An 18,849-nucleotide genomic window follows, 5' to 3' on the forward strand; every position below is an offset into this window, starting at 1 on the left:
GACGGAGCCGGTATGCAAGATTCAGCGATTCTCGACGACGAGGTCGTTTCAGAACTACAGGATGTGATGGGCCAGGATTTCCAGATGCTGGTCGATTCCTTTCATCGTGACGGAGCGCAACGTCTTGCGGCTCTGCAGTCCGCGTACGCATCCGGTGACCAGGAAACCCTGCGCCGTCAGGCCCACAGCTTCAAGGGCAGCAGCGGCAACTTGGGGGCCGTGCGCGTGTTCGATTTGTGCATGCAGCTGGAAAGCCTGGCCAGAGAAGGAGAGCTGGGGCAGATTGCAGACTTGCTGGCACGATTGCGCGACGCCTTCGACCATGCCTGTGAAGCACTGCGCCAGATCTGAACCGTCCCTGGTTTCACGATTTTCAGACAAAAAAAACCCTCTTCCGAATTTGGGGGGTGGAAGAGGGGGGTTGTGAGCGCTATTGCTAGCGCCTTGGGGGGATACTGATTGAAGTTTTTCGGGCCTGATTGCCCGTCACTTCATGGAAACAATGCTAACCGTAAGCGCCTGTTGGTGCTGTAAAAACGGGTGAGAAAATGTAAAAACATGGGCGCGTTTTGGCATCCACATGTTGCGCTTGATTGGCTGTTTTTCCTGAATCGGCGTCAGTGAGGAGCTGGCTTGTAAGAGATCTCTTACAAAGCTGTAGGAAAAAGCAGTCTTTTTCTGTGGATTTCGACTACTTTAAAGCTGGTGGCTAAAGCTAACTGATTGATTTAAAAGAGTTGTCTTTTGGGCCGATAGTTTTCAGGCAGAGTTTTAATATTTATTTTACCCAAACGGCCAGGAGCCGTTGATATAGTGGATTCGTGTTCAGGGATATGGGCACAGGGATAAGCAAGGACAGCACACAAGGATGTTGCGGTGAGCGCAAAAGGGTCAGGATGACTCGACGCAAAAAAGGGCGGCAGGATGCCGCCCTTTTTCTTTGTCTGCGAAATGATAAAGCCGGGGTAGATGGCCTACCGGGTCCGCGGGGAAGGCCTTAGCCTTCCCACTCACGAACCAGCTTGTCGCGCTTGTTGGGCACACCGTCCCACTCTTCCGCATCGTCCGGTGCATCTTTCATTTCGGTAATGTTCGGCCACTTCTCGGCCAGGTCCGCATTGATCTCCAGGAATTCCTGCTCGCCTTCGGGCAGCTCATCCTCGGAGAAAATGGCGTTAACCGGGCACTCCGGCTCACACAGTGCACAGTCGATACACTCGTCCGGGTGGATAACCAGGAAGTTGGGGCCTTCGTAGAAACAGTCTACCGGGCATACTTCTACACAATCGGTGTGCTTGCAGTTAATGCAGTTCTCACCTACTACGAACGTCATAGCCTGTCCTCGCCAGGTGTCTTGATCTTTGTACAGCGCCAGCCTGCTAATTATAACAGTGTAGGGCCTGTCTCGCTTGGGGTGGCGCTAGTCTAGCGACATGACCAAGGGCAGGCAAACAAAGCCTTGATATAAGGTAATAACTCGAGAGGGCCGGAGAGGACAGTTCGCAGTGGCCAGGCTTCGTAGGAGCGCCGCTTGAGGCGCGAACCGGGCTTTGTACGGAGATACGAGCCACGAAAGCGAGTTGCAAAACCCCGTGGGAAGGAGCTTTTTCGTTTCTCCTGACTCGAACCTGAGTGCTTCGCGCCTCAAGCGGCGCTCCTACGGGGCCGCGAGAGATCAGAGCAATTTTTTCAGCGTGTACAGCGCCTCCAGCGCCTGCTTCGGGGTCAGGTCGTCCGGGTCCAGTTCCTTGAGGGCATGCTCCACGGCGCTGGGCTCTGCGAACAGGCTGGCCTGGGCAGGGGCCGCTGACGGTGTGGCGGCGGCTGGGGTTGAGCGGTCTGCGGGTGCCAGCGGTTTGCCGGCTTCCAGTTCGCGGAGCTTTTCCCCGGCCTGATGGATCACGCTCTGTGGCACCCCGGCCAGTTGTGCCACCTGCAGGCCATAGCTGCGGCTGGCTGGGCCTTCCTGTACCCGGTGCAGAAACACGATGCGGTTATCGTGCTCGCTGGCGGTCAGGTGGGCGTTGTAGATACCGGGCAACTGTTCAGGCAGCTGGGTCAGCTCGAAATAGTGGGTGGCGAACAGGGTGAAGGCCTTGAGGTTACGGGCCAGGTGTTCCGCTGCCGCCCAGGCCAGGCTCAGGCCATCGAAGGTGCTGGTGCCGCGGCCGATCTCGTCCATCAGCACCAGGCTGTGGGCGGTGGCGTTATTGAGAATATTGGCGGTTTCCGACATTTCCACCATAAAGGTAGAGCGGCCACCGGCCAGATCATCGGAGGAGCCGATGCGGGTAAAGATCCGGTCCAGGCTGCCGATGCGGGCGCTGGCCGCCGGCACGCAGCTGCCCAGGTGGGCGAGCAGGGCGATCAGGGCGGTCTGGCGCATGTAGGTGGACTTACCCCCCATGTTCGGGCCGGTGATGATCACCATGCGGCGGGCATCATCCAGGTGCAGGCTGTTGGGCACAAAGGCATCGTCCAGCACCTGCTCTACCACCGGGTGGCGGCCATCGACGATTTCGATAATGGCGTCGTCGTCCACCAGCTGCGGGCGCACCCAGTTGAGCGCTTCGGCGCGCTCGGCCAGGGCGGCCAGCACATCCAGCTCGGCCACGGCGGCGGCACTACGTTGAAGGGCGTGCAAGTCGGCGGCCACTTTTTCCAGCAATGCTTCGTAGAGACGCTTCTCCAGCGCCAGTGCCTTGCTGGAGGCGGACAGGGCCTTGTCCTCGAATTCCTTCAGTTCCGGGGTAATAAACCGTTCAGCATTTTTCAGGGTCTGGCGGCGCTGATAATCCGCCGGCGCTTGGTCGGATTCCCGCCGTGACAGCTCGATGTAATAGCCATGTACCCGGTTGTACTTCACCCGCAACGTGGAAAGCTGAGTGCGTTCGCGTTCCCGGGTTTCGATGTCCACCAGAATGGCGCCGGCGTTTTCGCTGATGGAGCGCAGCTCGTCCAGCTCTTCGCTATAGCCCGGCGCAATCACGCCGCCGTCGCGGATCAGCATGGGCGGGTTGTCGATCACTGCAGTGCCCAGTAATTCCACCTGATTCGGGAATTGGCCGATACGCTCGATCAGTTCGTAAAAACAGTCGGCGCCGGGCAGGGTGCCGATCAAAGGCGGCAGGGCCTTGAGACTGGCGTGCAGGCGGGTCAGGTCGCGGGGGCGAGCGGAGCGCAAGGCCACCCGGCCGAGAATTCGTTCCATGTCGCCGATGTCATTGAGCACATCGCGGGCGGACTCGAAGCACCAGCCCTGGCGCAGGGCGTCGATCTGGTCCTGGCGCTGGGTGAGGGTGGTGCGGTTACGCAAGGGCTGGTGCACCCAGCGTTTGAGCAGGCGCGCGCCCATGGCGGTTTCGGTGCTGTCCAGCACCCAGGCCAGGGTGTTCTGTTCCTGGCCATCCAGGGTTTCGGTCAGCTCCAGGTTACGGCGGGTGGCTGCATCCATGGCCACCGCATCGTCAAAGCTTTCCACCGCCAGCGAGGTAATATGGGGCAGCTCGCCGCGCTGGGTTTCCTTGGCATACCCCAGCAGGGCGCCGGCAGCGGCGACTGCCACCGACGACGGCTCGCCAAAACCGGCCAGATCCTGCACCTGAAACTGCTGGCACAGCTGACGGCGAGCGGCGTCCTCATCAAACTCCCAACCAGGGCGCTTGCGAGTACCTGGCCGCTCGGCCCAACGGCCTGGCAAACCATGCTCTTCGCTCAGCAACAACTCTGCCGGTGACCAGCGCTCCAGCAGCGCCTGCAATTGCTCGGCGCCTTCCACCTGGGTGACCACAAAGCGTCCGGCGGCCAGATCCAGGCTGGCGCAACCGTACTGGTTGTTGTTGTCGAAAACGGCACACAGCAGATTGTCGCGTCGCTCTTCCAGCAATGCCTCGTCACTGACCGTGCCGGGGGTGACGATGCGAACCACCTTGCGTTCCACCGGCCCCTTGGCCAGCGCCGGGTCACCAATCTGCTCGGCAATCGCCACGGATTCGCCCAGCTTCACCAGCCTGGCCAGGTAGTTCTCCGCCGCATGGTAGGGGATCCCCGCCATGGGAATCGGCTTGCCGGCGCTCTGACCGCGCTGGGTCAGGGTGATATCCAGCAGGCGGGCGGCCTTCTGGGCATCGCCGAAGAACAACTCGTAGAAATCCCCCATGCGGTAGAACACCAGCTGGTCCGGGTGTTCGGCCTTAATCGCCAGGTATTGCTGCATCATCGGCGTATGTTGGCTCAAGTCCGCGCTCACGCTTCCTCCGGGGGTATCAGTGACTCAGATGAAAGCAGGCATGATATAGGGATTGGCAGCAGGAATCATCGGGGCATGGGTGCGCTGCTGCCTGGTCTGTTGGCTGAGGGCGGCTGCGAGAATATTTTGGCAAGCATGCAGGCGTAGCGGCCGTGAAGGCGTGTACGCCATGAGCAAAGTGATCAGTGAGTCAGTCGCTGTCGCTAGACTCCCTGCCGGGGTTAGTTGTCGTTGAGGTCGGCGTAATCCCTCGGCTGCGTGCAAGGGAAACGGCGCTGTCCCCAACGGCAACCCAGAAACAGGCAATATCCTCGACAAATTCCTCTCGGCTCACGGCGACATCGTCGTCGAGCCATGTCATCACTGCTTCGATGGTGCCACCAATCAGCAGGGCAGAGCCCACATGAGCAATCGGCAGGGGTTGTCCCGCCTGGTGGTACTGGATACTGAAGGCGGACAGCACCTGTGCCATTTTCCGGATCACTATCTTGCGTTGCTCAAGAGCCTGGGGATTCTCTGATGCCGAGGAAAACAGCAACCGGGTTCGGGCAGGCTCGTCCACCATCCAGCCGATACAGCGATCCAGCACATGGCGGGCCAGTGTGGCGGTGTCCATGCCCTCCTGCCAGCCTGTCAGCGCCGCGTGCTGACCGGTTGCGATCAGTTCCTCTGCCAGGTCGTCTATCAACGCGGCGGCCATGGCATCAAGGCTGTCGAAGCTTTCGTAAAAGTAGCGTTTGTTCAACCCGGCCTGAGCGCAGAGCTTGTGGATGGAGAGTTTTCTCCCGCCCTCAGTGGCGATGATTTCATAGGCCTGACTCAGCAGTTGTTGGCGCCGAGTCTGGACGCGGGATTCCGCTGATTGGCCCTGAAAAGGTCGCGTGGGGTGGGTCATTGGCTAAATTTCCTGTTTGATCAGGGGGTTATGGTAACAGCAAGAAAATCGGGCAAGCCAGTCTTGACCTGTTGGCTGCACTGATTCTATTCTTGGTACAGTGTTGTACCAAGAATGATTTGTAGCCACCAACCCGATTCGAGGAGTCAACATGCAAGCTCACGCTACGCTCAAACAGGCATCCACGGTGCCGGCGCCGCTGTCAGACGAGCAACGTCTTACACAGTTGAGAGCCCAGGCCAGAAGTCATCCCGATGCAGCGAAAAAGGCCGCCTGGGGGTTGCTCAGGGAGTTGCAGGACGAGTCACAGTTTTATCGCTTGCCCCTGCTGTTTGCCCAGGGCAAAGGAGAGGCGCCAGCACCGGATGGTGATACCGAGGGTATGGTGATGAATCTGCACGGCTCGTTCATGATGCGCACGCTGGACCGAGCGGTCAGGCTGGGACAGCTTCTGGGGCGTATCGGCTGGACAGGAAAAACCTTCAACCCGACAACCGGCACCGGTTACAACCGGGTTAGCGCTTCGACCGCCATTCCCGCCCGCATTGCCATGCCACACTACAAGTTGCAAAAGCAGGGCAAGGAGTTACTCGGGTTCGATTTTCACCACTGCATAGACACCTCGCCGGTGCCTCCCCATCTGCAGGTCCGTGCAATTACGTATGATGAACCGTCCTTTAAAAACCCGCTGATTCTGCCGAAAGTCCGTGACGAGATTGTGGAAATCGTGCCGGATGTTTTTCTGGGCCGGGTGGTGTTCAGAGCAAAGCATGGTTGGGACATCGTGGGGTACTTCGCCCTTCGTTACCCTTTCGTGGGCTAGGGAGCATCGATCTATGTCTATCACATTGAAGGGTGCTGTTGCCTGTGTCACCGGCGGCGGCAGGGGGATAGGTGAAGCCACCGTCAGGGCGCTGGTCGATCAAGGGGCCCGCGTGGTTATCGGCGACATTGACCTGAAGGCGGCACAAGCCGTGGCGTTGTCTCTGACCGGTGTCAGGGCGGTAAAACTGGATGTAGCCGATGCCGATTCGTTTGAAAATTTTCTGAATGTGGCGCGTGAAATGGGGCCGGTGGATTTGCTGGTGAACAACGCCGGAATCATGCGTACCGGTGCGTTTGTCGATCTGGACCTGGCATCACTGCACCGGGAAATGGCCATCAATACGGGCGGTGTGATCAACGGCATGCGTCTTGTGCTGCCGGAAATGCAGCAGCGGGGTTATGGGCACATTGTCAATGTGGCGTCCATGGCGGGGAAGATGACCTGCTCAGGAGCTGCCGTTTACACGGCGAGCAAGTTCGCGGTGGCCAGCCTGTCACGGGCGGTGCGTGCAGAGATTGCCGGTTCCGGCGTGTCGATCACTACCCTGATGCCGTCCGCAGTCGATACGGATTTGACCGCTGGCATGAATATCCGTGGTATTCCCAAGGCCATGCCGTCCGAGATCGCCGAAGAAGTCATTGCGTCGTGCCTTCATGGTGAGCCGGAAGTGACAATGCCGAAATGGCTGTTTCCCATTGGCACCATCGAGCAGGCCCTGCCGGAACGGCTGGGTAACTGGATCAAGCGAATGGTAGGGGCACAGGAGCGCATCGCTCCGGATAATGCGCAGACCCGAAAATATCAGGAACGGGTGTCTCGCTCCTGATCGGCAGAAAACCAGACTAATTGAGAGACAGATTGCGGATGATGGCGATCGTCTCGATATCCGTTGCCACATAGGCCTGTTGGGCAAAAAGGTCGTAGGGCAGTGCGTCATCCATATCGTTGAGATACAGGGAGCAGTATTTGAAGCGGACAAACAGAGCGTGGGGCTCCGGTTCCTCAATCAGCATTTCCAGGGTGCCGCCGGGAGTGCTTTGTGTCGGTGTGATTTTGTACTCAATCCGTTCTTCTGGCGTCAGCCATACTTCGTCGTTAACGGTCAATCCTGGTAGCTCAAGACAGCGCCTCATGTAGTTATCGTTGTCTTCCACAATGCGATAGGTGTCGAGGCCGACCAGGAAAAGGTTTGGTTCTTTGGCTCTTAGTACCAGCCCCTGCCAAAGCTGTGCTCTGGACAAGATCGGCAGGTCATTTTCTGCAGGGTCATTGACCTGGATTATGTGTTCAAACTGCATTGTTGTTCCTCTTTATATGCATGAGGTCGCCATGAAATCACTGCAAAATGCAGGGGCTGATGATGAGAGCTCCTGGTAGAAAGTGTAGAACCATGCAGTGGCTCTAATTCGCACGCTCGGCATCATCGCTATTCGACTCATTACGTATCACGACGACCGTCTCCCACGTGGCGACCAGTACCAGGACTGATGTGGTCAGTATGGCCAGTATGACGGGGGAGATGAAGGAGGAAAGTGGGATCAGGGCGGCGAGAAGGCTAAGGCCAACATAGTGGGATAAAGGGTGGCTATTGAATATCAGTGTTTTGAACAGAATGTTGGCCACCAGATAGAGGGCAGGGCCGCCAATGGCAGCAACCAGTGTGGCAGTGCCAATATGGCCTGTTGCATGGGCAAGGATGAATTCATCGGCGGCAGCGACGATGACAATGCTGGCGATAATCAGAAAATGCACATAGGTATAGACCAGCCTTCCCATGTGTCCGGATGTTTCGCTGTTGGTGATACGGTGGCTGGCTCTTTCCGCGCTAAGACTGAAGTAGATCCACCACATGGCAACGGTGGCGATAAAGGCAGAAATAAAGGCGGTGGTTGTGGCAACACTCCAGTCGGTATGAGAAAAGGTATTCCCTGTCACAAGCAACGACTCACCCAGGGCGATAATGATCAGCAGGCCACATCGTTCAGCCATGTGGGCTCCGGAAATATTCCATTTGCGGCTGTCGGATCGGCCCATACCGGGCACATAAAAGGAGAGTGATGCCGACAGATACTCAACCGTCAGTGCCAACGCCCACCAGAGTGTGCGTGTCTCTCCCTCCTGAACGGCGCCGATGATCCAGAAAATGGCGGCAAGGGCAAACCACAGGGTCATTCGCAGGAAATCATTATGTAACTGCGGGGCGGCTTTTCGGCTGCTCAGGCACATAAAGATAGTGCGGCCCAATTGCAGAGTGATGTAGGCGCAGGCAAATAATAGCCCGTGCTCGCCAAATGCTTTCGGAATGGCAATGGAGGCCACCATTGCCAGTAGCATTAACGCAAAAAGCATTAGCCTGACAGGTACCGTTTCCGGATCCAGCCAGTTGGTGACCCAGGTGGTAAATACCCATGCCCACCACACCGCCATCAGGATGAGAAGTGACTGGAATGCACCATAGGGTGTGAAGTGGTTAATGAGAAGATGAGCGGTTTGCGTGATGGCGTAAACGAAAACAAGGTCGAAGAAGAGTTCCGAGAAAGACACCTTGTGTTCGTTGTGTCCCCCTTTGACTCTGAACAAGTTGGTCAGTGCGGATTGAGGCATGTCTTTCTCATCAGATCAGTCAAACAAAAGGAAAATGGGGCTTCACAGGGTGAAGCCCCATAAGGCTATTACTTGCCTTCAGTGAGAGTAAAGTAGCTGGTCATCAGGTTGCGGTAATCGGGAATGTGGTTTGAGAACAGGCTGCCGAGCCCTTCGATATCATTGCGCCAGTCACGGTGCAGCTCGCAGGCAGTACCGAACCAGGTCATCAGCTGTGCGCCGGCGTCGGTCATGCGGGTCCAGGCCGCATCGCGGGTCATCGGGTTAAAGGTGCCGGACGCATCGGTCACGATAAAGACTTCAAAGTCTTCTTCCAGGGCTGACAGTGCCGGGAAGGCCACACAAACCTCGGTCACAACACCAGCAATGATCAGCTGTTTCTTGCCGGTTGCTTTAACGGCGTTGACGAAGTCTTCGTTGTCCCAGGCGTTGATCTGACCCGGGCGGGCGATGTAGGGGGCATCGGGGAAAATTTCCTTCAGCTCCGGTACCAGTGGGCCGTTGGGGCCATCTTCAAAGCTGGTGGTGAGAATGGTTGGCAGGTTGAAGTACTTGGCCAGGTCCGCTAGTGCCAGCACGTTGTTCTTGAACTTGTCCGGATCAATATCGCGCACCAGTGACAGCAGGCCGGCCTGGTGGTCGACCAGCAGAACGGCAGCGTCATCTTTGCGAAGGCGGTTGTATTGCTTACCCATGATTTGTCTCCTTGGTAAATGAAGGGTGCGTAGTAGCGCCCCCGGTTATTTCGCCATAGCTGTGGCGAGAAACTCTCAGTTATCAATTCTTCCAAAGGTGCCGCGTTGAAAGTCGCTGATGGCCTCTCTGATTTCTTGCTGACTGTTCATGACGAAGGGGCCATAGCCGACGATGGGCTCGTCAATTGGCTCGCCGCTTAGCAGCAGCACCCGGGCTTCACCGTTGGCTTCCAGGCAGAGGTGCTGGCCTTTGGGGCCCAGCACGGCCATCTGTGCATCACGCATCACCGTGTTGCTATTGAGCTGTACGGTTCCATTGAGGACGACCACGGCGGTATGCCAGTCTTCCGGCACTTCCAATTCACAAATGCCGTTAACTGCCAGGGCGATGTCCCAGACATGCATGGGGGTGAATGTCTGTGCCGGTCCGCGGTGATTTTCAAAGTCCCCGGCAATGACCCGGAGTGTGCCGGCCTGGTTAGCCAGTGGTATGGCGGGAATATCCTGGTCGGTGATGGCCTGATAGCGCGGGGGAGTCATCTTGTCGCGGGCGGGAAGATTCACCCAGAGCTGAACCATTTCCAGCTCGCCGCCGGATTGGGTGAAGCCTGCGGAATGAAACTCTTCGTGGACGATGCCTGCGCCGGCAGTCATCCACTGAACATCACCGGGCCCGATAAGACCGCCGCCGCCGCTGGAATCCTGATGGGCAACCTCGCCCTTGTAGACAATGGTGACTGTCTCGAAACCGCGATGGGGGTGCTGGCCGACCCCTCTTGGCTTGCTGGCAGGCGGGAAGTGCGCCGGGCCGGCATAGTCCAGCAACAGAAACGGACTTAGCTGCTTGCCGTGACTGTCGTAGGAAAACAGGGAGCGCACCGGAAAGCCGTCACCCACCCAGTGGGGGTTGGGGGCGGAGTAAATGCCAAGGACGTGTTTCATTGCTATCCGCTTATCTGAGGAGTGTTTATTGGATAGTATTTATGGAACATTGCTTTGTGTAGTAGGCAAAAAAGCCTTATAGCGTTCCATAAATGAGACGGTGATAGCCGCTTATGCAAAATCTTAACGATCTTTACTACTTCGCCCAGTCTGTCGCACACGGTGGGTTTGCCCCGGCCAGTCGGGCGACAGGTGTGCCGAAGTCCAAGCTCAGTCGTCGCGTGGCGGCCCTGGAAGAGCGTCTCGGGGTGCGGCTGATAAACCGTTCGACCCGGCGGTTTTCCATCACGGAGATTGGTGAAACCTACTACGACCACTGCAAGGCCATGCTGGTGGAAGCGGAAGCCGCCCAGGAGGCAATCGACAGCGTCCAGTCCGAGCCTCGCGGGGTGATTCGAATGACCTGCCCGATAACACTGCTACATGTGCATATCGGTGACTTTCTCTCGGATCTGATGGCGCGCTACCCGAAGATCACTGTTTACCTTGAGGCAACCAATCGCCGGGTCGACGTGCTGAATGAAGGGATCGATGTTGCCATTCGCGTGCGTCCGCCGCCGTTGCAGGCCAAGGATCTGGAGTTGAAGGTGCTTTCGGATCGTGGCCTGGCATTGGTTGCCAGCCCTGCGCTGATAGACAAATATGGCATACCCGCGTCACCGGCAGATCTTCATGACTGGCCCAGCATCAGTCTTAGCAGCGCGCAGTCCGAACACCGCTGGGTTCTCAATGGTCCGGAAAACAGCAAGGCAACCATCAATCATCAGCCCAAACTGGTAACCGACGATATGATCGCCCTGCGGCGTGTGGCACTGGCAGGGGTTGGCGCGGTCCAGTTACCGATCCTGGCGGTTCAGGATCAGCTTGACCGGGGTGAACTGGTCAGGCTGCTTCCTGAGTGGCAGCCCCATCGGGATATCATCCATGTGGTTTATCCCTGTCGCCGGGGCTTGTTGCCGGCAGTGCGAACCTTGATTGAAGAGCTGGAGAAATATTATGCCTCTTTCGACGAGGAGTAGTGACCTTGTCTGAAAAAACCAGCTATGCATGAATGGAGCGTGATTCAATTAACGGGTTATACGGTGCGGATTGATCAGTCTGGTGCGCTCTGAAAAACCTGCTTGTATCCAAAAACAGCAACCCGGAACAATCTTATGCCCCGCATCGCGGTTTTCGCCGACGTTCAAAATATTTACTACACCACCCGCCAGGCATTTGGCCGACAGTTCAATTATCGCGGTCTGTGGAAACAGCTGTCTGAGCAGGGCGATATTGTTCATGCCATCGCCTATGCCACCCACCGCGGCGATGACGGGCAGACAAAATTCCAGGATGCCCTCAAGTACATCGGTTTCACGGTAAAGTTGAAGCCCTATATTCAGCGCAGCGATGGTTCCAGCAAGGGCGACTGGGATGTGGGTATCGCCGTGGATGTGATGACCCTGGCGCCGCAGGTGGACACCGTGGTGTTGCTATCCGGTGATGGTGATTTTGATGTGCTGCTGGAGCGCATCAACGTAGACCCTGGCGTGCGAACGGAGGTCTATGGGGTCGAATCACTGACCGCCCGGTCCCTGATTGATAGCGCCTCGGTGTACCACCCGATTGGGAACGCCCAGTTGTTGTAGGGACGGATTGTTCAGCAAGCGGGGCAAGAAAACAGGTTGAGGGGCGAGAGCAGGGCATTGTCCTGCTCTCGCGCAAACGTCTCAGCGTGCCGCGTCCAGGGCCTGGCTGATGTCTGCCAGGATATCGTCAATGTGCTCGATGCCGATGGACAGGCGCACCATCTCGCGGCTGACGCCGGCGTTGGCCAGTTCCTTGTCATCCAGCTGACGGTGGGTGGTGGAGGCGGGGTGGCAGGCCAGGGAGCGGGCATCGCCAATATTCACCAACCGCAGGATCAGTTCCAGGGCATCAATGAAACGGGCACCGGCTTCCTGACCGCCCTCAATACCGAAACTGAGAATGCCGGACGCGCGGCCGTTCATATATCGCTTCGCCAGTTCGTGATCCGGGCTTTCCGGCAGGCCTGCGTAGTTCACCCAGTTGACCTGGGGATGGTCGCGCAGGAACTCGGCGACTTTCTGGGCGTTTTCACAGTGGCGGTCCATGCGCAGCGGCAGGGTTTCAATCCCTTGCAGGACCAGGAAGGTGTTGAACGGGCTCAGGGCCGCGCCGGTGTTGCGTAATGGCGCCACCCGGGCACGGCCGATGAAGGCGGCTTCGCCCAGGGCTTCGGTATAGACCACACCGTGGTAGGACGGATCCGGTTCATTCAGCACCCGGAAGCGCTCCTTGTGTTTGGTCCAGGGGAATTTCCCGGAATCCACAATCACCCCGGCCACGGAGTTGCCGTGTCCGCCCATGTATTTGGTCAGCGAGTGGACCACGATATCCGCGCCATGCTCGATAGGCCGCCACAGGTAGGGCGTGGCGACGGTATTGTCGACGATCAGTGGCACGCCGGCCTGGTGCGCCACCTCGGCCAGGCGGGCAATGTCGACGATGTTGCCGGCGGGGTTGCCAACGGACTCACAGAAGACGGCCTTGGTGTTGTCGTCAATGGCGGCGGCAAGGGCAGTAAAATCATCATGGCTGACAAAGCGGGCTTCAATGCCACGGCGCGGCAGACTGTGGGCAAAGAAGTTGTAGGTGCCACCGTAGAGTTTGCTGGTAGTGACGATGTTGTCGCCCACTTCGGTAATGGTTTCCAGCGCGTATTCGATGGCGGCCATGCCGGAGGCGACGGCCAGGGCACCCACGCCCCCTTCCATGGCTGCGACCCGCTCTTCGAGCACTGCATTGGTGGGGTTCATGATGCGGGTATAAATATTCCCGGGCACCTTCAGGTCAAACAGATCCGCACCATGCTGGGTATTGTCGAAGGCATAGGACGTGGTCTGGTAGATCGGTGTTACCACCGCCTTGGTGGTGGGGTCCACGTGAAAGCCGGCACGCACGGCAAGGGTTTCCATCTTCATGAGCGGTCCTTGTGTTGTTGTATAGGTGAATCAGTTTCAGAGAGTATCAAACTGTTGAAGGCTTATCCGGGTTTATCTGCGGCTCACAGTCAGCAAACGCAAGCGCAGAAAATGCCCCTGAAGCGGCCACTGAATGTTGTCACCCACCTTCAGGCCCAGCAGCGCCGCTCCGGCAGGGGTGAGAATGGATATGGCGTCGCTGACTGACTGTGCTTCGTGGGGCAGAGTCAGTACCCGTTCGTGTTCCTTGCCGGTGGCCTCGTTACGAAAACGCAGGCGGCTACCCAGCGTCACTACATCGTCCGTCATGGCATCAGCCTCAACAATATGGGCACGGGCCAACTCATCGTAAAGATAATCGATCTGGTCCGACTCCCCTTTGAAGTTATCCAGCACGGCAAAAAGGCGATCACGGTCAGTGGTGCTGACGGTGATTGGGGGTAGCGTATTCATGGTGTTCTCCTGACGGTGTTAAGGGTGTGTTTGCCGGGGGCGCCGAACCCCCGGTTTCCGTCGGGTGTTCGGCGTCAGGAGAGAAAGGCAGGGATGCTCGCAACCTGGGCGAAAGCGCTGGCTGTGCGGGACGGGGCTGGGCCGTCGGAGACATTAATTACTGTGCGAACCGGGTTCATGATGCGAGATTAGCAGAGCCGGATATTTTGTCCAGTGATCTCAAAGTGCCGGGATGGTTGGCGTCGAATAAGAAAACGGCTGTGCCCTGGCCAATAACCAAAAGCAACGAATCTCATAATGCTGTTTTGTCTTGAATATGGATGATTTGGCTATTGGCAGATTTCTCCCGCAGGATGAACCTTGCCTGTGGCGTATAACAACAAGGAGATCGGGATGGCGCGAAAATTATCCATTATGGATTCCGGCTGGTTGATGATGGAAACCCGGGAAACTCCCATGCACGTGGGCGGGCTGGCCCTGTTTGCGGTGCCGGAGGATGCCCCCAGCGATTATATGGAAAGCGTTTACCGCTACATGGTGGAAGTGGACGGTGTGTGCCGGCCCTTCAGCCAGAAGATCCAGTCCCGCTTGCCAGGTCGGCTGGATGCAGCCTGGGTGGATGACAAGAATTTTGATATCGATTACCACGTACGCCATTCAGCGTTGCCGCGCCCGGGGCGGGTGCGTGAATTGCTGGCGTTGGTCTCCCGTCTGCATGCTCAGCGGTTGGACCCGAGTCGTCCTCTATGGGAGAGCTATCTGATCGAAGGGCTGGAGGGCAACCGCTTCGCCCTTTACACCAAGTTGCATCATTCCATGGTGGATGGCATGGCGGGCATGCATCTGATGCAGTCGCGGATGGCCAGCAGTGCCGATGAGCGTTTACCCGCACCCTGGTCCGGGGAGTGGGATAATCGTAAGAAGCCGCGCAAGAAAAACGTGGCCGTGGCCGCCAAGGCTGGCGTGCTGGATGGCGTTGGCAGTGTGCGTCGTGGCGCCGGGCAATTGGTGGATCTGCTGCGCCTGCCCAAAGAAAGTAACGTAAAAACGATCTATCGTGCTCCCAAGACCCAGCTCAACTGCCGCGTCACCGGTGCTCGCCGGTTTGCCGCCCAGTCCTGGTCCCTGTCGCGGATCAAGGCAGCAGCGAAACAACACAACGGCACCGTCAACGATATTTTTCTGGCCATGTGCGGCGGCGCCTTGCGCCGTTATCTGGAATCACTGGATGCGCTCCCTGCGGAACCGCTGGTGGCCCAGGTGCCCGTGTCCCTGCGCAGTGCGGATCAGGCGGAAGGCGGTGGCAATGCCATCACCACGGTACAGGTGAGCCTGGCCACCCACATTGCCAGCCCGTTGGGACGGCTGGTCGCCATTCAGGAATCCATGCAGGCGGTGAAAACCCGTCTTGGCGAGATGCCGAAGTCGGATATCGACGCCTATACGGTGATGACCAATATGCCGCTTTCGTTGGGGCAGGTGACCGGCTTGTCCGGGCGGGTCAGCCCCATGTTCAATCTGGTTATCTCCAATGTGCCAGGGCCCAAAGAGACCTTGTATTTCAACGGCGCGGAGTTGCTGGCGTCCTACCCGGTGTCGCTGGTACTGCATGGCTATGCGCTGAATATCACTGTGGTGAGTTACAAGGACAGCCTGGAATTCGGCGTTATTGGTTGCCGCGTTACCTTGCCGCATATTCAACGTTTCCTGGACTATTTCGAGGCCTCGCTGGCCGAGCTGGAATAACCGGTTTGTTGGGCGGTGCTGTGTGGCAGTGGTATCTTGCAGGCTCCCTGAGAGGATATTCCCGGAGACACAGTGCATCACGACGACATCGCCCAGGCCGTGCAGCAATTGGCCGAACAGCTGATCCAGCAATCGCTGATGGTGGTTACCGCTGAATCCTGTACCGGCGGCGGCATTGCCCAGATGCTGACGGCCCTTGCCGGCTCCTCCCGCTGGTTCGAGCGGGGCTTTGTGAGCTATTCCAATGACGCCAAGCAGGACATGCTGGGGGTGCAGGCAGCGACTCTGGAACGCACCGGTGCGGTCAGTGAAGAGACGGCGCTGGAGATGGCGCTCGGTGCCGTTCGCCATTCCCGCGGGCAGGTGAGTATGGCCGTGACCGGCATCGCTGGCCCGCAAGGCGGTACCCCGGACAAGCCCGTGGGCACGGTCTGGATAGCCTGGGGTCACTCGAGTGGTCATGCCGACGCGCACTGTTTCCAGTTTCAGGGTGATCGGGATGCCGTCCGTCAGCAGACCATCCTGGAAGCCATTCGGGGCTTGAATGCGCGCCTGAAGTCGCCACAATCGTTCCCATCCACCGGCTATTGAAAGCCGGTTTATGCCTTTCACGCCTCCCTTGCCATGCGTTGTTGATGCTGTTAGCAAGGGAGGAAGCATTAAAAATCAACCGCTTACCGCACTGATGACGTTAACCGCGTATCAGCCTGCAATTAGCCCCGGGCTGCCGGGGTTGCAATGAGCCGCCATAGCTGCTCATAATACTGTCCATATTGTCAGTGCTGACTAAAAGGTCAGATCTGGCAAGGCACAATACGGTCGCCGTCAATGAATGACGCACCAGTTAACGGAGAGGGGTCACATGAGCGATAAAGGTAAGGCGCTGTCCGCGGCGCTGTCACAGATTGAGCGTCAATTCGGCAAGGGTTCTGTCATGCGCATGGGCGATCGCAAGCGCGAGCGCATGCCGTCCATTTCCACCGGCTCTCTGGGGCTGGATATTGCTCTGGGCATCGGCGGGCTCCCGAAAGGCCGTATCGTGGAAATCTATGGCCCGGAATCCTCCGGTAAAACCACCCTCACCCTCAGCGTGATTGCCCAGGCGCAGAAAAAAGGCGCCACCTGCGCCTTTGTGGATGCGGAACACGCCCTGGATCCTGACTACGCCGAGAAGCTGGGCGTCAACGTGGATGACTTGATCGTGTCTCAGCCGGATACCGGTGAGCAGGCCCTGGAAATTACCGACATGCTGGTGCGCTCCGGCGCTGTGGACGTGGTGATCGTCGATTCCGTGGCGGCGCTGGTGCCCAAGGCGGAAATTGAAGGCGAAATGGGCGACACCCATGTGGGCCTGCAGGCTCGTCTGATGAGCCAGGCGCTGCGCAAGATCACCGGCAATGTGAAAAATGCCAATACCCTGGTGGTGTTCATCAACCAGATCCGCATGAAGATCGGTGTGATGTTCGGTAACCCGGAAACCACCACCGGGGGTAACGCCCTCAAGTTCTACTCCTCCGTGCGCCTGGATATCCGTCGTATCGGTGCGGTGAAGCAGGGTGACGAAGTCACCGGTAACGAAACCCGCGTGAAGGTGGTGAAGAACAAGGTATCGCCGCCGTTCCGTCAGGCCGAATTCCAGATTCTGTACGGCCAGGGCATCAATCAGCTGGGTGAAGTGCTGGACCTGGGTGTGCAGCAGGGTCTGGTGGACAAATCCGGTGCCTGGTATGCCTACAAGGGCGACAAGATTGGCCAGGGCAAGCAGAACGCCTGCGAATTCCTGCGTGAGAACCCGGCCATCGCCGAGGAAATCGAGCAGGAAATCCGTGCCCGCTTGCTGCCTGATCCCACTGAGGCACCCGCTGCCAAGGAAGAGGAAGCCGAAGCCGGCAATGAGTGAACCGCTCACTGAATCCGAACTGCGCCAGCGGGCTGTCAGCCTGCTGGCGAGTCGGGATCATGCCCGCCGGGAGCTGGAAACCAAGCTGTACCGCAAGCTCGGTGAGCAGGCAGCACTGCCTGCGGTGATGGCCTGGTGTGAGGAGCATGGCTTTATCGATGACCGGCGCTTTGCCGGTTTTTTTGTGCGTTCGCGCATCGACCGGGGGCAGGGCGCCCTGCGAATCCGCCAGGAACTACAACTGAAGGGCGTGGATAACGAGCTGATCGCCCAGGCCCTGGCAGAGGCCGAAGTGGACTGGTTCGCGCTGGCTCGGGACGTGCGTGCCCGGCGCTTTCGCCAGTACCCGGGCAAGGACCAGAAAGAAAAAGCGCGTCAGCTACGTTTCCTGCAACAGCGTGGCTTCGATGCCGAACAAAGTTTTGCTGCACTGGACTGTCCTCCGGACGACGATCTGTAGTCCGCTCCTCAACCCACAATCCGTATCCTCTAATTCGCCGTTGCCGCTCAGTTCGCGAAGCGGAGGGGGGCATTACCCCGATGATTCGTCTTGCCAGCAAGGCTCCAGCGATCTTCCTTCATAGAGAGAGCTTCTTCGGTACGCCGCAAGTCCCACAGAAATTTCCTGCTTGGTTCGAATCCGGTTCACAGCGTATCCTGCGCTTTTGCGGCTTGTGTGAGACTTCTCATGGAATACCTGTCTGATCCCTGGTTGGCGGCAGCCATGCTGGGTGCCGGTGTATTGGCGGGTTTTATCAACACCCTGGCCGGTGGCGGGGGGCTGCTGATCCTGCCGCTGCTGATGCTCAGCGGTATGAGCGCGGCGTTGGCCAACGGCACCATGCGCGTGGGGGTGCTGATACAAAGCGTGGAGGCGGTGCGCCAGTTCAACAAGCGCGGCACCATGCCGTTCAAGCCGCTGCCGGCGATTCTGGTGCCCTGCCTGCTGGGGACCCTGGTAGGCACCCTGGCGGCGTCCTATCTGCCGGAGTCCATTCTCAAGCCGGTACTGCTCACTACCCTGGTGGTGGTGGCCCTGATCATGGTGTTCAAACCCAATCAACTGTCGCCGGCAGCGGACGAGCTGCCACTTCAACCCAATGATTCTGTTGCTGGCTGGCTGGGGCTGTTTTTCTGCGGTGCCTACGGTGGCTTTGTACAGGCGGGGGTGGGTTTTGTTCTGATCGCCGTGCTGGTGGGGCAGCTTCGCTATGACATGCTGCGAGGCAATGCCCTGAAGCTTGCCATTACCGGCAGCTTTACTGTGCTGGCCCTGGGCATTTTTGTGGCCCGCGACCAGGTGGCCTGGCTACCGGGCCTGCTGGTGGCCGCCGGCACCCTGCTCGGTGTTCGTCTGGGGGTGGGCTTCGCTCACCGGGTCTCCCCGACAGTGCTCAAGCGAATTCTGCTGGTGATGGTGCTGGCGGTGTGCCTGGCGGCGGCGATCAAGGGCTAGAAACGAGCTACGAGCTGCTAGCTTCTGGCTGTTAGATTAAAGAAGGAGGGCCTTTTGTTTCGGGTTGTTCTCGAAGCTAGAAGCTAGTAGCTCGCAGCT

The 18,849-nt window shown here is 58.2% G+C and carries 19 protein-coding genes; 10 read left to right on the forward strand and 9 right to left on the reverse strand.

Annotated elements, in window-relative coordinates; translation table 11 throughout:
* Nucleotides 1-12: 12 nt before the first annotated feature.
* A complete protein-coding gene (locus ACMG4N_RS07875; protein ID WP_297770872.1) occupies nucleotides 13-351 on the forward strand; it encodes an Hpt domain-containing protein in 339 nt (112 codons plus the stop codon).
* A 646-nt stretch (nucleotides 352-997) separates the two neighbouring features.
* Here ACMG4N_RS07875 and fdxA read toward each other — a convergent pair.
* From fdxA to ACMG4N_RS07890, 3 genes are all read right to left on the reverse strand, one after another.
* Nucleotides 998-1,333 carry a ferredoxin FdxA gene (gene fdxA / locus ACMG4N_RS07880; protein WP_272961721.1) on the reverse strand — a complete coding sequence of 112 codons (336 nt, stop codon included), beginning with the start codon at nucleotides 1,331-1,333 and terminating at the stop codon, nucleotides 998-1,000.
* Between the two features lie 342 nt (nucleotides 1,334-1,675).
* The gene (gene mutS, locus ACMG4N_RS07885; protein ID WP_414433309.1) at nucleotides 1,676-4,219 is read right to left on the reverse strand and encodes a DNA mismatch repair protein MutS; all 2,544 of its coding nucleotides are present in this window, start codon (nucleotides 4,217-4,219) and stop codon (nucleotides 1,676-1,678) included.
* A 220-nt stretch (nucleotides 4,220-4,439) separates the two neighbouring features.
* Nucleotides 4,440-5,144: a TetR/AcrR family transcriptional regulator gene (locus ACMG4N_RS07890; protein ID WP_297766224.1), complete on the reverse strand. Its 705-nt coding sequence runs from the start codon at nucleotides 5,142-5,144 to the stop codon at nucleotides 4,440-4,442.
* Between the two features lie 151 nt (nucleotides 5,145-5,295).
* Here ACMG4N_RS07890 and ACMG4N_RS07895 point away from each other — a divergent pair, with 151 nt between their 5' ends.
* Nucleotides 5,296-5,967, forward strand: a complete 672-nt coding sequence (locus ACMG4N_RS07895; protein WP_297766226.1) for a hypothetical protein — start codon at nucleotides 5,296-5,298, stop codon at nucleotides 5,965-5,967.
* Between the two features lie 13 nt (nucleotides 5,968-5,980).
* Nucleotides 5,981-6,796, forward strand: a complete 816-nt coding sequence (locus tag ACMG4N_RS07900) for an SDR family NAD(P)-dependent oxidoreductase (protein WP_297766228.1) — start codon at nucleotides 5,981-5,983, stop codon at nucleotides 6,794-6,796.
* A 16-nt stretch (nucleotides 6,797-6,812) separates the two neighbouring features.
* On the opposite strand, the gene ACMG4N_RS07905 is transcribed toward ACMG4N_RS07900, so the two are convergent.
* The 4 genes from ACMG4N_RS07905 to ACMG4N_RS07920 all read right to left on the reverse strand — a co-directional run bounded on the left by ACMG4N_RS07905 (nucleotide 6,813) and on the right by ACMG4N_RS07920 (nucleotide 10,211).
* Nucleotides 6,813-7,268 carry an AtaL-like protein gene (locus tag ACMG4N_RS07905; protein ID WP_297766231.1) on the reverse strand — a complete coding sequence of 152 codons (456 nt, stop codon included), beginning with the start codon at nucleotides 7,266-7,268 and terminating at the stop codon, nucleotides 6,813-6,815.
* A 103-nt stretch (nucleotides 7,269-7,371) separates the two neighbouring features.
* Nucleotides 7,372-8,574 carry a low temperature requirement protein A gene (locus ACMG4N_RS07910; RefSeq protein ID WP_297766234.1) on the reverse strand — a complete coding sequence of 401 codons (1,203 nt, stop codon included), beginning with the start codon at nucleotides 8,572-8,574 and terminating at the stop codon, nucleotides 7,372-7,374.
* Between the two features lie 68 nt (nucleotides 8,575-8,642).
* Nucleotides 8,643-9,269, reverse strand: coding sequence for an isochorismate family cysteine hydrolase YcaC (gene ycaC, locus ACMG4N_RS07915; RefSeq protein ID WP_297766237.1), 627 nt, complete (start codon nucleotides 9,267-9,269; stop codon nucleotides 8,643-8,645).
* A 75-nt stretch (nucleotides 9,270-9,344) separates the two neighbouring features.
* Nucleotides 9,345-10,211 (reverse strand): pirin family protein, encoded by an 867-nt coding sequence (locus ACMG4N_RS07920; protein ID WP_414433257.1) that lies wholly within the window; start codon nucleotides 10,209-10,211, stop codon nucleotides 9,345-9,347.
* A 113-nt stretch (nucleotides 10,212-10,324) separates the two neighbouring features.
* Here ACMG4N_RS07920 and ACMG4N_RS07925 point away from each other — a divergent pair, with 113 nt between their 5' ends.
* Entirely contained in the window at nucleotides 10,325-11,230 is a 906-nt protein-coding gene (locus tag ACMG4N_RS07925; protein ID WP_297766242.1) for a LysR family transcriptional regulator, read from the forward strand.
* A gap of 135 nt (nucleotides 11,231-11,365) precedes the next feature.
* A complete protein-coding gene (locus ACMG4N_RS07930; protein ID WP_297766245.1) occupies nucleotides 11,366-11,839 on the forward strand; it encodes an NYN domain-containing protein in 474 nt (157 codons plus the stop codon).
* A gap of 81 nt (nucleotides 11,840-11,920) precedes the next feature.
* On the opposite strand, the gene ACMG4N_RS07935 is transcribed toward ACMG4N_RS07930, so the two are convergent.
* On the reverse strand, nucleotides 11,921-13,195 hold the full coding sequence (locus tag ACMG4N_RS07935) for a bifunctional O-acetylhomoserine aminocarboxypropyltransferase/cysteine synthase (RefSeq protein ID WP_297766248.1): 1,275 nt from the start codon (nucleotides 13,193-13,195) through the stop codon (nucleotides 11,921-11,923).
* A gap of 72 nt (nucleotides 13,196-13,267) precedes the next feature.
* Entirely contained in the window at nucleotides 13,268-13,648 is a 381-nt protein-coding gene (gene rnk / locus ACMG4N_RS07940; protein ID WP_297766250.1) for a nucleoside diphosphate kinase regulator, read from the reverse strand.
* Between the two features lie 393 nt (nucleotides 13,649-14,041).
* Here rnk and ACMG4N_RS07945 point away from each other — a divergent pair, with 393 nt between their 5' ends.
* From ACMG4N_RS07945 to ACMG4N_RS07965, 5 genes are all read left to right on the forward strand, one after another.
* Nucleotides 14,042-15,394: a WS/DGAT/MGAT family O-acyltransferase gene (locus ACMG4N_RS07945; protein WP_297766253.1), complete on the forward strand. Its 1,353-nt coding sequence runs from the start codon at nucleotides 14,042-14,044 to the stop codon at nucleotides 15,392-15,394.
* Between the two features lie 72 nt (nucleotides 15,395-15,466).
* Nucleotides 15,467-15,985: a CinA family protein gene (locus ACMG4N_RS07950; protein ID WP_297766256.1), complete on the forward strand. Its 519-nt coding sequence runs from the start codon at nucleotides 15,467-15,469 to the stop codon at nucleotides 15,983-15,985.
* Between the two features lie 271 nt (nucleotides 15,986-16,256).
* Nucleotides 16,257-17,294 carry a recombinase RecA gene (gene recA / locus ACMG4N_RS07955; protein ID WP_297766259.1) on the forward strand — a complete coding sequence of 346 codons (1,038 nt, stop codon included), beginning with the start codon at nucleotides 16,257-16,259 and terminating at the stop codon, nucleotides 17,292-17,294.
* Nucleotides 17,287-17,754: a regulatory protein RecX gene (locus ACMG4N_RS07960; RefSeq protein WP_414433258.1), complete on the forward strand. Its 468-nt coding sequence runs from the start codon at nucleotides 17,287-17,289 to the stop codon at nucleotides 17,752-17,754. The genes recA and ACMG4N_RS07960 overlap by 8 nt, the downstream gene beginning before the upstream one ends.
* Nucleotides 17,755-17,982: 228 nt before the next feature.
* The gene (locus tag ACMG4N_RS07965) at nucleotides 17,983-18,750 is read left to right on the forward strand and encodes a sulfite exporter TauE/SafE family protein (RefSeq protein WP_035246462.1); all 768 of its coding nucleotides are present in this window, start codon (nucleotides 17,983-17,985) and stop codon (nucleotides 18,748-18,750) included.
* Nucleotides 18,751-18,849: the final 99 nt, after the last annotated feature.

Source organism: Alcanivorax sp. IL2 (genome assembly GCF_047495475.1).
In the GTDB taxonomy this organism is placed as follows: Bacteria; Pseudomonadota; Gammaproteobacteria; order Pseudomonadales; family Alcanivoracaceae; genus Alcanivorax.

What these genes read in the sequence shown, in the direction of transcription:
- ACMG4N_RS07875 (WP_297770872.1), top strand. Translation starts at nt 13, where the DNA reads ATGCAAGATTCAGCGATTCTCGACGACGAGGTCGTTTCAGAACTACAG.
- fdxA (WP_272961721.1), bottom strand. Translation starts at nt 1,333, where the DNA reads ATGACGTTCGTAGTAGGTGAGAACTGCATTAACTGCAAGCACACCGAT.
- mutS (WP_414433309.1), bottom strand. Translation starts at nt 4,219, where the DNA reads ATGATGCAGCAATACCTGGCGATTAAGGCCGAACACCCGGACCAGCTG.
- ACMG4N_RS07890 (WP_297766224.1), bottom strand. Translation starts at nt 5,144, where the DNA reads ATGACCCACCCCACGCGACCTTTTCAGGGCCAATCAGCGGAATCCCGC.
- ACMG4N_RS07895 (WP_297766226.1), top strand. Translation starts at nt 5,296, where the DNA reads ATGCAAGCTCACGCTACGCTCAAACAGGCATCCACGGTGCCGGCGCCG.
- ACMG4N_RS07900 (WP_297766228.1), top strand. Translation starts at nt 5,981, where the DNA reads ATGTCTATCACATTGAAGGGTGCTGTTGCCTGTGTCACCGGCGGCGGC.
- ACMG4N_RS07905 (WP_297766231.1), bottom strand. Translation starts at nt 7,268, where the DNA reads ATGCAGTTTGAACACATAATCCAGGTCAATGACCCTGCAGAAAATGAC.
- ACMG4N_RS07910 (WP_297766234.1), bottom strand. Translation starts at nt 8,574, where the DNA reads ATGCCTCAATCCGCACTGACCAACTTGTTCAGAGTCAAAGGGGGACAC.
- ycaC (WP_297766237.1), bottom strand. Translation starts at nt 9,269, where the DNA reads ATGGGTAAGCAATACAACCGCCTTCGCAAAGATGACGCTGCCGTTCTG.
- ACMG4N_RS07920 (WP_414433257.1), bottom strand. Translation starts at nt 10,211, where the DNA reads ATGAAACACGTCCTTGGCATTTACTCCGCCCCCAACCCCCACTGGGTG.
- ACMG4N_RS07925 (WP_297766242.1), top strand. Translation starts at nt 10,325, where the DNA reads ATGCAAAATCTTAACGATCTTTACTACTTCGCCCAGTCTGTCGCACAC.
- ACMG4N_RS07930 (WP_297766245.1), top strand. Translation starts at nt 11,366, where the DNA reads ATGCCCCGCATCGCGGTTTTCGCCGACGTTCAAAATATTTACTACACC.
- ACMG4N_RS07935 (WP_297766248.1), bottom strand. Translation starts at nt 13,195, where the DNA reads ATGAAGATGGAAACCCTTGCCGTGCGTGCCGGCTTTCACGTGGACCCC.
- rnk (WP_297766250.1), bottom strand. Translation starts at nt 13,648, where the DNA reads ATGAATACGCTACCCCCAATCACCGTCAGCACCACTGACCGTGATCGC.
- ACMG4N_RS07945 (WP_297766253.1), top strand. Translation starts at nt 14,042, where the DNA reads ATGGCGCGAAAATTATCCATTATGGATTCCGGCTGGTTGATGATGGAA.
- recA (WP_297766259.1), top strand. Translation starts at nt 16,257, where the DNA reads ATGAGCGATAAAGGTAAGGCGCTGTCCGCGGCGCTGTCACAGATTGAG.
- ACMG4N_RS07960 (WP_414433258.1), top strand. Translation starts at nt 17,287, where the DNA reads ATGAGTGAACCGCTCACTGAATCCGAACTGCGCCAGCGGGCTGTCAGC.
- ACMG4N_RS07965 (WP_035246462.1), top strand. Translation starts at nt 17,983, where the DNA reads ATGGAATACCTGTCTGATCCCTGGTTGGCGGCAGCCATGCTGGGTGCC.